The organism is Streptomyces sp. NBC_00193 (assembly GCF_026342735.1).
Taxonomy (GTDB): domain Bacteria; phylum Actinomycetota; class Actinomycetes; order Streptomycetales; family Streptomycetaceae; genus Streptomyces; species Streptomyces stoeckheimensis.
The window spans coordinates 4,008,889-4,021,992 of the sequence record NZ_JAPEMM010000001.1 but is presented as its reverse complement, the minus strand read 5'-3'; the positions used below and the strand labels follow the sequence as shown (position 1 = coordinate 4,021,992).

Genomic DNA, 13,104 nt, shown 5'->3' with positions numbered 1-13,104 from the left:
CCTTCTCAGGCATGAGGGGTTACGGACACGGGGTGTTCGCGACCGGTGTGTTCTCGACCGGGGTGTTCGCCACCGGGGTGCTCCTGTACGGCCCACGAGGCGGCCAGCGCCACCGCGGCGGTCAGCGCGGGCCACCACGGCAGCCAGGCGTTGTGGCCGGCCGACCTCAGGAGTTCCGCGAGCATCGGGAACGTGCCGCCGAAGAGGCTGATCGCGGCCGCGGTGGGCAGCCCGACGGCGACGGCGCGCACGGCGGGCGGGAACAGCTGCCCCGCGAAGACGTTGCTCACCGCGAGCGGGAGGCCCAGCAGGAAGAGCAGGACCACGGTGACGACGGGGACGGGGACCCGTCCGGCGTTCATGGCCAGCAGCAGCGGCACGCTGCCCAGGGCGAGCCCGGCGAAGCCCAGGCGCAGCACGGGCAGGGCGCCGAACCGGTCGGCGGCCTTGCCGCCGCCGAGCATGGCCGCGAGCAGCGCCACCATGCCGAGGAGCAGTGCGGCGGAGGTCTCCTCCTTGGTGGCGGCTCCGGCGCTCTCGGCGTACGAGGGGAAGTCGACGGTGACGAAGTAGAAGGCGGTGGTGGCCCCTGAGGTGATGGCGAACACCACGGCGAGCCGCCCGAGATGGGCCCGCAGCACCGGCCAGGGGCTGGGCGCCTTCACCACCGGCGCCCCCGCCTCCAGCCCCGCCGCCTCCAGCCCCGCCGCTCCCGCGGGCGAGGCCGCTCCCTGCGCGGCCTTGCCCACGGCGGCCGTGAAGACCGCGCTCTCCGCCGCGCCGCGCCGGATCCACAGGGCGGTCAGCCCGAGCAGTCCGCCGAAGACGAAGCCGTAGCGCCAGGCGCCGTCCTCGACCCCGCTCTCCCCGAAGACCCCGAGCAGGACGTTCATGACGATGAAGGAGAGCGCGCTGCCCAGCACCACGCCCCCGTAGGAGACGGCGCTGTAGAAGTAGCGGCGGCCGGCCGGCGCGGTCTCGGTGACGTACGCGGCCACGCTCGGGTTCTCCGCCCCGACCGACAGCCCCTGCACCAGCCGGGCCCCGACCACCAGGAGCGGAGCCGCCAGGCCGATGGAGGCGTAGCCGGGGACGGCGGCCAGGAACAGGGAGCCTGCGGCGATCAGGCCGACGGTGAGGGTCAGTCCGTAGCGCCGGCCGCGGGTGTCGGTGAGGCGGCCGATGAGCACGCTGCCCAGCGGCCGGACCAGGAAGCCGAGGGCGAAGCCGAGGTAGGCGGCGATGAGCTTGGCGGTGGGCGAGGTGCCGGGGAACAGCGCCTCGGCGAAGTAGGGGGCGAGGATGCCGTAGATGGTCCAGTCGTAGGCCTCGACGACCGATCCGACGGTGGCGGCGGCCAGTTCCCTGCGGGGGCGCCGGGCCGGTGCCGGTGCGGCGGCGACCGCCGCCACACCGGCCTCCGAGAGGCCCGCTCGGTCAGTACTGGTCATCTGTGACTCCGTAGACCCTGATCAATGAGGTGTCCTGCCCGGGGAAGGGCACGGCGTGCAGTCGGACCCCGGTCGCCGGGAGGGCGTCCAGGCCGGTCAGGCCCGTGAGGGCGGGCAGGCCTGCGGCGGCGAGCGCCGCCGCCACCGGCCCGTTGCCCTCGCGGCTGTCGGTGGCGACGAGGAGTGCGCCCTGCCCGGCGAGCAGGTCCACGGCGTCCTCGGTGAGGTACGGGCCGGCCGCGCGGCCGGTCTGCACGACCACGGCGTGCCCGGCGAGGTCGAAGGGCGCCAGCGCCAGCCGGTCGGCGACGGGCTGGCCGGCTCCGAGGAGCCGGACCAGGACCACGGGAAGGTCCACCAGGCCGGCCAGGCCCGGTGCGGCGCCGCCCGGGCCCGTCGGCCAGGCGGCCCGGGTCGCGGGGCCGGTCAGGTCCGTCGTGGTGCGGCCCGAACCGGCGGCACCGGTGTTCCGGGAGCCCTTGTGCGGCTCCTGGAGCAGCTCCCGGCGGGTGATCTTCGTACTGCCGACCATCAGCAGTCCGAGGTGGCGGACGATCAGTTCGCCCAGTTCCCCGTCGGCGATGTCGTCGCCGGGGATGTCCAGGCGGAACCCCTGCATCTGCAGGGCGCCTCCGTTGCTGAAGACGACCTCCGCGTCGAAGTCGACCCGCCACTCACCGCTGTTGTTCGTTCCCGTGGCCATGGCCATGTTCGTTGTCCCTACTCTTCGTGGATCCGAGCTCTGTCAGGCGCAGTCGATCAGAGCTTTCTCCAGCGCCGCCGCCATCTCGTGGATCTCCTCGTCGGTGATCACCAGTGGCGGGAGCAGCCGGAGCACGGCGCCGTGCCGGCCGCCGCTCTCCAGCAGCAGCCCGTGGTCCAGGCAGGCGCGCTTGATGCGCTTGGCCCGGGCCCCGTCGGCGGGCAGCGAACCGAGCGGGTCGGCCGGGCCCGTGGGGTCCACGATCTCGATGCCCCACATCAGTCCCCGGCCGCGGACCTGGCCGATCTCGGGGTGGCCGGCGGCCAGCCGGCCGAGCAGGCCGGCGATCAGCTCACCCTTGGCGGCCGCCTTCTCGATGAGTCCCTCGGACTCCGTGACCCGCATGGCGGCGAGTCCCGCGACCAGGGCGATCTGGTTGCCGCGGAAGGTGCCCGCGTGGGCTCCGGGCGTCCAGGCGTCGTACTTGCCGTGGTAGAGCAGCAGCGAGAGCGGGAAGCCGCCGCCGGCCGCCTTGGACACGAGGACGGCGTCCGGCTCGATCCCGGACTCCTCGAAGGCCCACATGGTGCCGGTGCGTCCGAAGCCGGCCTGGATCTCGTCCAGGACCAGCGGGATGTCCAGCCGGGCGGTGATCTCCCGCAGCCCGCGCAGCCAGGCGGCCGGCGCCGGGATCACCCCGCCCTCGCCCTGGACCGCTTCGACGAAGACCGCGGCGGGTTTGGTGATGCCGCTCTCCGGGTCGGTGAGCAGCCGCTCGATGTAGGTCAGGCCGGCCCGGATGCCCGCCTCACCGCCGATGCCGAAGGGGCAGCGGTAGTCGTAGGGGTAGGGGAGGTGGTGGACGTCCGGCATGAGGGAGGGCACGGACTCCTTGGCGCCCAGGTTGCCGGTGAGGGCGAGGGCGCCCGCGGTCATCCCGTGGTAGGCCCCGTGGAAGGAGATCACCGTCCGGCGGCCGGTGGCGATCTTGAAGAGCTTGATGGCGGCTTCGGTGGCGTCGGTGCCCGCCGGTCCGCAGAACTGCGTCTTGAAGGTGTCCGCCATGGTGCCCGGCAGCTTGGCGTACAGCGCCCGCAGGTACTCGTACTTGGCCGGGGTGGTCAGGTCCAGTGCCTGCTGGACCTGACCGGAGGTGAGGTACTCCCCCACCGCGGACAGGACGTCCGGGTGGTTGTGCCCCAGGGCGAGGGTGCCCGCCGCGGCGAGGCAGTCCAGGTACTCGCGGCCGTGCCCGTCGCGGATGCGTGCGCCGTGTCCTTCGGCGAGGAGCTTGCCGAAGGCGTTGGCGTAGGTCCGGGCGCCCGATTCGCGCGCCTCGACGAAGGTGTACATCTCGTCCGGCGTGAGGGTGGTCACGTCGTCACTTCCTCAGGTGTGAGCGGGCGTCGGCGACCATGACCTGACCGAGGGCGATGCCTCCGTCATTGGTCGGAACGAGCCGGTGGACATAGGTGTCGAAACCGTCGGCGGTCAGCCCGGTCAGACAGTTGAGCAGCAGGAACTCGTTGAGGAACACGCCTCCGGAGAGGGCGACCTGGTTGACCCCGGTCTCCTCCCGCAGGGCCTTGCAGCGCTCGCGGACCATGTCGACGACGGCCGTGTGGAACCGGCGGCTGATCCGGTCCACGGGCAGTCCGGCGGCGATGTCCCCGGCCATGGCCCGGATCACGGGCCGCGGGTCCACCTCGGTCAGCCCGTCCGCCTCGTAGGACCCGAAGCGGTACGAGGCCTGCGGCTCGCGGGTGGCGTCGCGGTCGAGCAGGCCCTCCAGCTCGATCGGGCCCTGGGCCTCGTACTCGGCCTTGGCGCAGACCCCGGCGAGGGCGGCGGCCCCGTCGAAGAGGCGGCCCATGCTGGAGGTGGGCGGGGAGTTGATCCCGCGGGCCGCCATCGTCGCGAAGACCTGGCGGCGCTGCCCGTCGAGGGCGGCGAGTGCGGGGAAGCCCGCCAGGGCCCGGTCCGCGTCCCCGTCGAAGGCGTCCAGGGCCAGTGCGTACCCGGTGCGGATGGGTTCGCGCACCGCCTGGTCGCCGCCGATCAGCGGCAGCCGGCGCATCCGGCCGACCCGGCGGTAGGAGGCGAAGTCCCCGAGGAGGAACTCCCCGCCCCACACCGTGCCGTCCTCGCCGTAGCCGAAGCCGTCGAAGATCACGCCGAGGGTGGTGCCGCTCACGTGGTTCTCCGCCATGCAGGAGGCCATGTGGGCGTGGTGGTGCTGGACTTCCACGGTGGGCAGCGCCGGGCCGGTGCCGTCGTCGTCCAGGGCGGCCCGGGTGGAGCGGAACTGCGGGTGCATGTCGTGCGCCGTGACCTCCGGCTTGAGCGCGTACAGCTGCGCCAGGTGCCGGGCGGTGCGGTGGTGCGCGGCGAAGGTCTCGTCGTTCTTGAGGTCGCCGATGTGCTGGCTGAGGAAGACCTGGGAGCCGTTGGTGAGGGCGACGGTCGTCTTCAGTTCGGCGCCGAGGGCGACCACGGGGGCCACCTCGCGGCCGACGTCCACCGGGTAGGGGGCGTAGCCGCGGGCCCGCCGGATGAACTGGAGCAGCGGCTGGTCGAGTTCGGGGTGGTCGGAGAGGCGGACCACCGAGTCGTCGACGCGGATCTCGATGTCGCGGTCGTGGTAGAGGATCACGTCCGCGATCTCGAAGAGCTGCTCCAGGGCCTCCTCGTTGCGGTAGGCGATGGGGTAGCCGGAGATGTTGCCGCTGGTGGCGACGAGCGCTTCGAGGCCGGGCTCGTCCAGCAGCAGGTGGTGGTGGGGTGCCGAGGGCAGCATGATCCCCAGGTTGGGGTTGCGCGGGGCCACGGACTCCGGGAGGGAGCCCGCACGCTTGCGGGCCAGCAGGATGGGCCGGGCCGGCGAGCGCAGGACGTCGATCTCCGCCTCGGAGAGGTCCACCAGGCTCTGCGCCGTGGCGAGATCGCGGACCATCACCGCGAACGGCTTGGAGTCACGGCGCTTGCGGCTGCGCAGCAGGGCCACGGCCTCCGCGTTCGTCGCGTCCACCACGAGGTGGAAGCCGCCGACGCTCTTCATGGCCGCGATCCCGCCGTCGGCCAGCACCCGGGCGGCCCGCAGGAGGGCCTCGTCCCCTTCGGCCGTGCCCCCCTCGCGGTCCTGGAGCAGCAGCCGGGGGCCGCAGTCCGGGCAGGCGTTGGGCTGCGCGTGGTAGCGCCGGTCCATCGGGTCCTCGTACTCGGCCTTGCAGTCCGCACACATGGTGAAGGTGGCCATGGTGGTCATCGGACGGTCGTACGGCAGGTCCTGGATGATGGAGTACCGGGGCCCGCAGTTGGTGCAGTTGATGAAGGGGTAGCGGTGCCGGCGGTCCTTCGGGTCGCGAAGTTCCGCCTGGCAGTCGCCGCATACGTGGGTGTCCGCCGGGAGCAGCGCGGACCGGGCTCCGGTGTGCTCGCTGTGCACGATGGTGAACGGGCCCGCGGGCACGGTGCCGCGGTCCAGTCCCCGGGTCGGCCGGACCTCGTCCACCCGGGCGAGCTCGGGGGCGCGGCCGCTGAGGCCCGCCGCGAACTCCTCCAGGGCGGCGACCGGTCCGGACGCCTCCACCAGCACGCCTTCGGGGTCGTTGCGAACCCAGCCGGAGAGGCCGAGTTCACGGGCCAGCTTGTAGACGAACGGCCGGTAGCCGACGCCCTGGACCACGCCGGTGACGCGGATGCGCCACTCGTCGATGATGGTCCTGTCGGGCCGTTCCGTGACGGTCTGCTCGGTGCTGCTCATGGCGGTCTCCTCGGTCCCTTTCTCAGCAGAGCCGGGGGAGTTCGGCGCCGAGGAGTTCCTCCAGCTGGGTCTCGCGACCGTCCGCGTCGCGCAGCAGCACCAGGCCCTCGGTGTCCTCGGAGATCTCGCCGATGGTCACCGCGTCCTTGCCGTAGGGCTGGGAGCGCAGGGCCGCCAGTACCTCGGCCTCGGCCGCCGGGTCCACGAAGAGCGCCAGGCAACCCTCGTTGGCGCAGTGCAGCGGGTTGATCCCGAGCATGTCGGCGGCCATGGCCGTCTCGTGCTGGATGGGCAGGTCGTCCTGGGTGACGCGGATGGTGCGGCCGAGCTTGCCGGCGTACTCGTGGAGCACGGCCGTCAGGCCGCCGCGGGTGACGTCGCGCATCGAGCGGACGGCGCCGGGCACCGTGTTCGACAGGACCGTGTCGACGAGGCCGTTGAGCGGGGCGCAGTCGCTGTCCACGCGCTGCTCGAAGCCGAGCCCCTCGCGGATGGAGAGCAGGTGCACCGTGTGGTTGCCGATGGGCCCGCTGAGGATCACCTTGTCGCCGGGGCGCACGTCGGTCATGGTGAGCGGCTCGCGCTCGAAGACCCCGACGCCCGCGGTGTTCAGGTAGATCTGGTCGGCCTCGCCCTTGCGGACCACCTTGGTGTCGCCGCCGACGATCTGTACGCCGGCCTCGCGGGCGGTGTCGCGGATCGACTCCAGGGCCTGGACCAGCTTGGCGATGGGGAGCCCGGTCTCCAGGATCATCCCGAGGGTGAGGTACTTGGGCCGGGCGCCGGCCACGGCCAGGTCGTTGACCGTGCCGCAGACCGCGATCTTGCCGATGTCCCCGTTGCCGAAGAACGGCGGGTCGACCACGAAGGAGTCGGTGGTCATCGCGATGCGGTCGCCCTCGATCTTGAGGATCGCACTGTCTTCCATGATGCCGATGTAGACGTCGCCGAGGGTCGAGGCGATCACCTGGAGCAGGTCCTGGCTGAGCTTCGCGCCGGTGCCGTGGTCGAGGACGATGAATTCGGTGGGATCCACGCTCGTGGTCATGCCGGTTCGTTCCTTTCAGGGGTGGGGCCGGAACGGGTCGTTGCGGGGAGGGGCGTGGTCACGGGGTCTTGATGTTCTTGCGGGGCAGCCCGCCCTCGGCGTCCAGGACGCGGATGACCTCGGCGGAGTCGGTCACCGTGGCGCAGTAGCCCTCCAGCCAGTCCAGGGCGCGCTGCTTGTCGTCCAGGCGGGCCGAGACGACGCAGTCGGAGGGGACCCAGATGTTGTAGCCGCGGAAGAAGGCGTCGGCGGCGGTGGTCTGGACGCATATCTGCGTCTGCATGCCGGTGATCAGCACGGTGTCCACGCCGAGGGCCTGGAGGCGGTCGTGCAGGTCGGTCTCGTAGAAGCCCGAGTCCTTGCTCTTCTCCATGACGACGTCCTCGGGGGCCAGGAAGGCCTCGATGATGTCGGCGCCGTGGGTGCCGCGCTGGACCGGGAGGTAGCCGTCGTAGCGCTCGGCGTTCGGGTCGTCCGGGTCGTTGACGAGCTGCAGGTGGAAGATGTGGTGGCCGCGGCTGCGCATCTCGTCGAGGAAGCCGGTGAAGTGCGGGGTCGCGGCCTCGACGGCGGCGACGCGCTCCGGGTTCTTCTCGACCAGTTCGTACTGGAGGTCGTTGGTCAGGACGGCGATCTTGGACATGGCTGTGCCCTTCGGTGGAGTGGTGTGGTCCCGGGGCCCGTCCGGCGCACGTCGAAGTGCGCCCCGGCGGGCGGTGGGTGGGAGGGGGAAGCTGCGCACCGGCCGGTCGGCCGCGAGGGGCCGTGGCGCACGGGCGGATCGGCCCGGCGGGTGTACGGCGTGCTCGGTGCGGGGGCCTGCGCGGCCCGGGGGCGGCGCGGCGGTCAGGAGGGGCGCGGATGCGGGTGCGCGGGACGTACCTCAGGCGTGGGGCGCGTACGGCGTGCTCCGCGTACGGCCTACGGGTACGGAGATCAGAGGGAGGTCAGACCGTCGGCTCGTCAGCTCGCGACCGCGACGCGGTCGGATTCGAGCTCGTGCAGCCAGGTGCCGGTGGCCTCGAAGTGGGCCGTGATGTCGGCGAGCCGGGCGTGCATGTAGAAGCCGGTGACGGGGCGGCCGTCGGCGCGGGCGTAGTCGGGCAGCCGGCCGTACTCGCTGAAGCCCAGGCGCTGCCAGAGCGCGGAGGGGCCGTCGTCGCGGACTTCGAGCGTGATGACGTCGCAGCCCATCTCGCCGACCTTGCGCAGGGCCTCGGCCCAGCCTTCGAGCAGGAACTGCCCGCGGTAGTCGGGGGCGACGACGCAGCGGCGCATCTCGACGATGTGGCGGCGGGCCGGCAGCGGGGCCCGGGCAAGGGTCACCATGCCGACGATCTGACCTTCGTCGGTACGGACGTGGAGGAGGTCCACGGCGCCCTTCTTCAGGTCGGCCTCGAAGGCCCGCATCAGCGGGAGGCCCTTCTCCAGTCCCACGGGTTCGTAGAAACCGAGGGTCTTCTCCTTGACCGCTACGGCGTCCATCAGTTCGATCATTTCGCGCATGTCCTGTTCGGACAGTTCGCGAGGCCATGAGTAGTGCATCGTCTTCCTTGGTGAGTAGACGGTGGAGCAGCCGGACCCCGGACATCGCGGCGCCGCCCCCGTGGGGGCTGCGCGGCACATCTGGAACGCAATGCCCGGGATCGCCGGACTGCGGGAGTGTCGGCCCTTCGGCCCTTCGGAACACCGGCGCTTCGGAGCGCCGGCCCTTCAGGGCGTCGCCGGCAGGTGTGGGCCGGTCGGTCAGACCGAAGCGGTGGCCTTCGTCTGCAGGTTGGTCTGGACGGCGGCGGCCGGTGCGGCCTGGGTCAGCAGCGAGGCGTCCGCGCCGGCACCGAGCACGGTGGCCGCGTAGACCTCGACGAAGTAGGACACGAACAGCGAGTTGATCTTGATGAGGTGCTCGACGAAGCGCTCCTCGTCGGCCTCGTCCTTGATGATGCGCATGATCAGGTTCCAGACCATGTCGACGTGGTCGTCATCGTCGTCGAGGGCCAGGTGGGCGCGGGCGCCCTTCGTCTTGTCGGCGCCGACGTGCTGCTCCATGATGTCCAGCCAGTCGGGCTGCGTCTTGCCCGCGATGTACTCCAGGTAGAACCCGCTGATCATCGCGGCCAGCGGACCCTCCGTGGCCATCGTGTAGTAGAAGTAGCCGTTGAGCAGCTCGGTGGCGAAGGTCGGACGGATCGCGTAGATCTCCTCGTCCGTCATGCCGACCTTGTGCAGGTCGCCGGCGAACATGCGGTCGTGGCGGCCCTCCTCCGCGCCGTACAGGCCCCACTCCTTGCAGAGCTGCGGGTCCCGGGTGGCCCAGTAGTTGGCGATGAGCGGGTCGACGGCACGCTTGAGGCCGATCCGGATCATCGTCTCGACGTTGTGCCGCTTGTACAGCTCGAGGTCGAACTTCTCCTTGTCGAGCATCCCGTCGGCGCCCGCGCTGCGCTCGTAGAAGTCCCGCTCGAACTTCAGCAGGAGCTCGTCGACGCGCTTGCGGAACTCAGGGCGCTGCAGGTTGGAGTACGTGTTGTACGACTTACTACGAGGCATCTCATCCCCAGCCGAGATCGTTGACTACCTGACCCGGACCAGTGGCGGCGGCGATGTTCGCCGCACCACTCGTCGACGGGGCGAGGAAGACGGTCACCGCGAAAGTTGCCGCAATGGCGATGAGGAAACTCGCTATACGTGGCATGCTTGCCTGCCCCTCAAGATGTCTTGCGGTCCGGATCAGCTTCGGCCTCATCCTGTCCGTTCGACGACATCCGGAGCCATCCCTTTCTGGGATCATGTTGCCGCTGGCGAAAACATGACAGGGGGATGAATTGAACTCAATCAGACAAGTCCATCCTTTTACAGTGCCCCGGCTCACCCACGCCGGGGACCGTCTCTACCGGTTCGTCACCCGAACACCGGGTACAACGCGCGAAACAGCCGCCCTGGCTCTGGACATGAGCGTCACCGAGGTGCAAGAAGCGGCGGACGCGCTCGACGATCTGGGGCTGCTCAGCACCTGCCCCGTGACGGGCATCTACACCCCGTACCCCGTGGAGCACGCACGCATCAAGGTCCTCCACCCGGCACAGCACAGCCTGAACGAGAGTCAGTCCTTCCTCGATCAACTGCGCGGAGAATTAGATGAGTTGACGATGAGAACGGCGGACGTCCAGAACGACACCTCGCTGGAGGTCGTGCCAGGCCTGGGCGACGTGCGCAAGCTCATCGCCGGGCTCGCGGACGGCTGCCGCACCGAGGTGCTCACCTCCCAGCCCGGCGGCGCACGGGACGAGGAGGTGCTCTCCGAGAGCCTGGAGCGGACCGAGCGCCTGCTGGGGCGGGGGGTGCACATGCGGACCCTCTACCAGCACACGGCCCGGTTCAGCCCGGCCACGGCCTCCTTCGTGGGGCGGGTGACCCCGCTCGGCGCGGAAGTCTGCACGCTCGCCGGCGGTTTTCCGCGCTGCATCATCTTCGACAAGGAAGTGGCGATCATCCCGCTCTCGGACGGATCGCACGGGGCGGCGGTATCGAGAAATAGCCACCTTGTCTCATTCCTTTCGGAGGCCTTCGAGCGCGCCTGGAGCGGAGCCGAGAAATTCACCTCGGAAAACGACCGACCGGCCCGTGCCGCGATTACCTCCGACATTCAGCAGACCATCGTCTCGCTGCTCATTCAGGGCGAATCGGACAACAGAATAGCCCACGTGGTCGGTATTTCTTTGCGCAATTGTCAACGCCACATTGCGAACATCATGAAGAGCATCGGCGCCCGCAACCGTCTCCACGCCGGATACCTGCTGGCGAAGGAACCCTTCAACGGCGGCTGACCTGCCGACAGCCCGCGCCGCGCGCAAGCGGCCCGGGCTGCCGGGGTCCGCAGCGGACGGCTCCTAGCGGCCCCCCGCCGCCGGAAGCGGAACCGCCGCGGGCTCGGGTACGGGGGCGGGATCGGCCGCCGCCGCGGGCTCGGGTACGGGACCGGGACCGGCCGCCGCCGCGGGCCCGGTGCCCGCCTCCGCCACCACCGGCCGGGGCTTCGCGGGCACCAGCGAGGTCACCGCCACCCCGCCCACCAGCAGGACGGCCGCCACCCAGCGCAGCCCGCTCACTTCCTCCCCCAGCACCAGCGCCGCCGAGCTCATCCCGAAGACCGGCACCAGCAGCGAGAAGGGCGCCACCGAGGAGGCGGGATAGGTGCGCAGCAGGAACCCCCACGCCCCGAAGCCGAACACCGTGGTGATCCAGGCGAGGTACACGATGACCCCGACCCCGCTCCAGTCGAGCCCGCGCAGCGCCGCCAGGTCCCGCTCGGGGCCCTCGATCAGCAGGGACAGCCCCGCCAGCGGCAGCACCGGCACCACGCTCACCCACACCATGAAGTTCAGGGCGTCGGGCGGGGACGCCTTGCGGGTCAGCACGTTGGACACGCCCCAGCACGCGGCGGCCGCGATCACCATCGTGAAGCCCAGCACCGGCCCGGAGGCCCCCTCGTCCACGGCGGCCACGGCGATCCCCGCGAAGGCCACCGTCATGCCCGCGATCCGCAGCCGGCCCGGACGCTCCTTGAGCACGACCGCCGCGAACACGGCCGTGAACACCGCCTGCGCCTGGAGGACCAGCGAGGACAGCCCGGCGGGCATCCCGTTGGCCATCCCGGAGAACAGCAGCCCGAACTTCGCGATGCCGAGGACCACACCGACCGCGATGATCCACTTCCATGCCACTTTGGGACGCCCGACGAAGAACACCGCCGGCAGGGCCGCGACCAGGAAGCGCAGTGCGGACAGCAGCAGCGGCGGGAACGATCCGAGCCCGAACTCGATGACGACGAAGTTGAAACCCCAGACCGCGGCTACGAGAACCGCCAGGGCGGTGTGAATGGGTCGCATGCTCCGAGCATCGACTCCTCAACCATTTAGCACCAGCGCGGATGTCTTCAGGGTCGGATGTAGCGTTGCTTCATCCACGTTGCTTCATCCACCGGCGCCGCCCGCGCCCAGGGGGTGTCTTGTCGATCGGGCCGGATCAGGGAGCGGTGTCTGGTGCCGTGGATCGCAAGGCGGAGGAGGGAGTCGACGCGGAGCGTCGGCGAGTGACGACAACGCGGCGAGGCGCGGTGCCAGACACCGCGAGCCCGGCCCGATCGACAAGACACCCCCTAAGCTGCCTGGCATGCTCGACCTCTCCCGGCTGCGCGCCCTGCACGCCGTCTCCGTCCACGGCTCGGTCGGCGCGGCCGCGGCCGCCCTCGGGTACACCCCCTCCGCCGTCTCCCAGCAGATCGCCAAGCTGGAACGGGAGACCCGCACCACCCTGCTCGAACGCCACGGCCGCGGTGTCGCCCTCACCGAGGAGGCCAAACTGCTGGCCGCGACGGCCCAGCAGCTGATGGACATCTCGGAACGGGCCGAGACCGCACTGGAGGAGTCCCGCGGCCAGCCCGTCGGCCGGCTGCGGGTCGCCGCCTTCGCCTCGGCCGCCCGCGGCCTGCTCCCCGGGGTCCTCGCCGACCTGGCGCACCGTCACCCGGCCCTGGAAGTACGGCTCACGGAGATCAACCCGCACCTGTCGATGGACCTGGTCTCGCGCGGGGTCACCGACCTGGCGGTGACCCACGACTGGGACATCGCCCCGCTGCCCGCCCCCGAGGGCGTGGAGCAGGCCGTCATCGGCGACGACCGCTGCGACCTGGTGGTGCCCGCCGGACACCCCTTCACCTCCCGCACCGTCATCCACCGCTCGGACCTGGGCGGGCAGCGCTGGGTGTGCCAGCCGCCCGGCCGGGTCTGCCACGACTGGCTGGTGCGGACCCTGCGCACGGCCGGGTTCGAGCCCGACATCACGCACGTCGCCGAGGAGAACCACACCATCGTCTCGCTGGTCGCCGCCGGGCTCGGGGTGGCCGTCGTACCGCGGCTGGGCACCGGGACGCTGCCGTCCGGCGCCGTGGCCGTACCGCTGGAGCCGGGCCCCGTACGCCGGTTGTACGCCCTGTGGCGGACCGGGGCCGCCCGCCGGCCGGCGATCACCGAGGCCGTACGGACCCTGCGCGAGCACTGGCCCCAAGTGGCACCCCGTACGGGGGACTCCGCGAGTGTCCCCCGCGCCGAAGGCCCCGCCCCGCAGTAGCGTCCGGCGC

At 71.1% G+C, this 13,104-nt stretch carries 11 protein-coding genes; 2 read left to right on the top strand and 9 right to left on the bottom strand.

Features of this window, described 5'->3' with window-relative positions; translation table 11 throughout:
• Positions 1 to 5 precede the first annotated feature (5 nt).
• The 8 genes from OG898_RS17880 to OG898_RS17845 all read right to left on the bottom strand — a co-directional run bounded on the left by OG898_RS17880 (position 6) and on the right by OG898_RS17845 (position 9,515).
• Positions 6 to 1,451, bottom strand: coding sequence for an MFS transporter (locus tag OG898_RS17880; RefSeq protein WP_266957959.1), 1,446 nt, complete (start codon positions 1,449 to 1,451; stop codon positions 6 to 8).
• Positions 1,438 to 2,154: a hypothetical protein gene (locus OG898_RS17875; RefSeq protein WP_266957957.1), complete on the bottom strand. Its 717-nt coding sequence runs from the start codon at positions 2,152 to 2,154 to the stop codon at positions 1,438 to 1,440. The genes OG898_RS17880 and OG898_RS17875 overlap by 14 nt, the downstream gene beginning before the upstream one ends.
• 42 nt (positions 2,155 to 2,196) lie before the next feature.
• A complete protein-coding gene (locus OG898_RS17870) occupies positions 2,197 to 3,531 on the bottom strand; it encodes a diaminobutyrate--2-oxoglutarate transaminase family protein (protein ID WP_250739583.1) in 1,335 nt (444 codons plus the stop codon).
• 4 nt (positions 3,532 to 3,535) lie between these two features.
• Positions 3,536 to 5,917, bottom strand: a complete 2,382-nt coding sequence (gene hypF, locus OG898_RS17865; protein ID WP_250739584.1) for a carbamoyltransferase HypF — start codon at positions 5,915 to 5,917, stop codon at positions 3,536 to 3,538.
• Between the two features lie 22 nt (positions 5,918 to 5,939).
• Positions 5,940 to 6,965 carry a hydrogenase expression/formation protein HypE gene (gene hypE / locus OG898_RS17860; protein ID WP_250739585.1) on the bottom strand — a complete coding sequence of 342 codons (1,026 nt, stop codon included), beginning with the start codon at positions 6,963 to 6,965 and terminating at the stop codon, positions 5,940 to 5,942.
• Positions 6,966 to 7,023: 58 nt separating this feature from the next.
• A complete protein-coding gene (locus OG898_RS17855; RefSeq protein WP_250739586.1) occupies positions 7,024 to 7,608 on the bottom strand; it encodes a cysteine hydrolase family protein in 585 nt (194 codons plus the stop codon).
• Between the two features lie 320 nt (positions 7,609 to 7,928).
• A complete protein-coding gene (locus OG898_RS17850; protein WP_266957953.1) occupies positions 7,929 to 8,471 on the bottom strand; it encodes a GNAT family N-acetyltransferase in 543 nt (180 codons plus the stop codon).
• Positions 8,472 to 8,711: 240 nt separating this feature from the next.
• The gene (locus OG898_RS17845) at positions 8,712 to 9,515 is read right to left on the bottom strand and encodes a hypothetical protein (protein ID WP_250739588.1); all 804 of its coding nucleotides are present in this window, start codon (positions 9,513 to 9,515) and stop codon (positions 8,712 to 8,714) included.
• Positions 9,516 to 9,916: 401 nt separating this feature from the next.
• Here OG898_RS17845 and OG898_RS17840 point away from each other — a divergent pair, with 401 nt between their 5' ends.
• Positions 9,917 to 10,792 carry a LuxR C-terminal-related transcriptional regulator gene (locus OG898_RS17840; protein WP_250739589.1) on the top strand — a complete coding sequence of 292 codons (876 nt, stop codon included), beginning with the start codon at positions 9,917 to 9,919 and terminating at the stop codon, positions 10,790 to 10,792.
• Positions 10,793 to 10,855: 63 nt separating this feature from the next.
• On the opposite strand, the gene OG898_RS17835 is transcribed toward OG898_RS17840, so the two are convergent.
• The gene (locus OG898_RS17835) at positions 10,856 to 11,854 is read right to left on the bottom strand and encodes an EamA family transporter (protein WP_250739590.1); all 999 of its coding nucleotides are present in this window, start codon (positions 11,852 to 11,854) and stop codon (positions 10,856 to 10,858) included.
• A 283-nt stretch (positions 11,855 to 12,137) separates the two neighbouring features.
• Here OG898_RS17835 and OG898_RS17830 point away from each other — a divergent pair, with 283 nt between their 5' ends.
• A complete protein-coding gene (locus OG898_RS17830) occupies positions 12,138 to 13,094 on the top strand; it encodes a LysR family transcriptional regulator (protein WP_250739591.1) in 957 nt (318 codons plus the stop codon).
• The last annotated feature ends 10 nt before the right edge of the window (positions 13,095 to 13,104 follow it).

What these genes read in the sequence shown, in the direction of transcription:
- OG898_RS17875 (WP_266957957.1), bottom strand. Translation starts at nt 2,154, where the DNA reads ATGGCCACGGGAACGAACAACAGCGGTGAGTGGCGGGTCGACTTCGAC.
- OG898_RS17830 (WP_250739591.1), top strand. Translation starts at nt 12,138, where the DNA reads ATGCTCGACCTCTCCCGGCTGCGCGCCCTGCACGCCGTCTCCGTCCAC.
- OG898_RS17850 (WP_266957953.1), bottom strand. Translation starts at nt 8,471, where the DNA reads ATGCGCGAAATGATCGAACTGATGGACGCCGTAGCGGTCAAGGAGAAG.
- hypE (WP_250739585.1), bottom strand. Translation starts at nt 6,965, where the DNA reads ATGACCACGAGCGTGGATCCCACCGAATTCATCGTCCTCGACCACGGC.
- OG898_RS17840 (WP_250739589.1), top strand. Translation starts at nt 9,917, where the DNA reads ATGAGCGTCACCGAGGTGCAAGAAGCGGCGGACGCGCTCGACGATCTG.
- OG898_RS17845 (WP_250739588.1), bottom strand. Translation starts at nt 9,515, where the DNA reads ATGCCTCGTAGTAAGTCGTACAACACGTACTCCAACCTGCAGCGCCCT.
- OG898_RS17880 (WP_266957959.1), bottom strand. Translation starts at nt 1,451, where the DNA reads ATGACCAGTACTGACCGAGCGGGCCTCTCGGAGGCCGGTGTGGCGGCG.
- OG898_RS17835 (WP_250739590.1), bottom strand. Translation starts at nt 11,854, where the DNA reads ATGCGACCCATTCACACCGCCCTGGCGGTTCTCGTAGCCGCGGTCTGG.
- hypF (WP_250739584.1), bottom strand. Translation starts at nt 5,917, where the DNA reads ATGAGCAGCACCGAGCAGACCGTCACGGAACGGCCCGACAGGACCATC.
- OG898_RS17855 (WP_250739586.1), bottom strand. Translation starts at nt 7,608, where the DNA reads ATGTCCAAGATCGCCGTCCTGACCAACGACCTCCAGTACGAACTGGTC.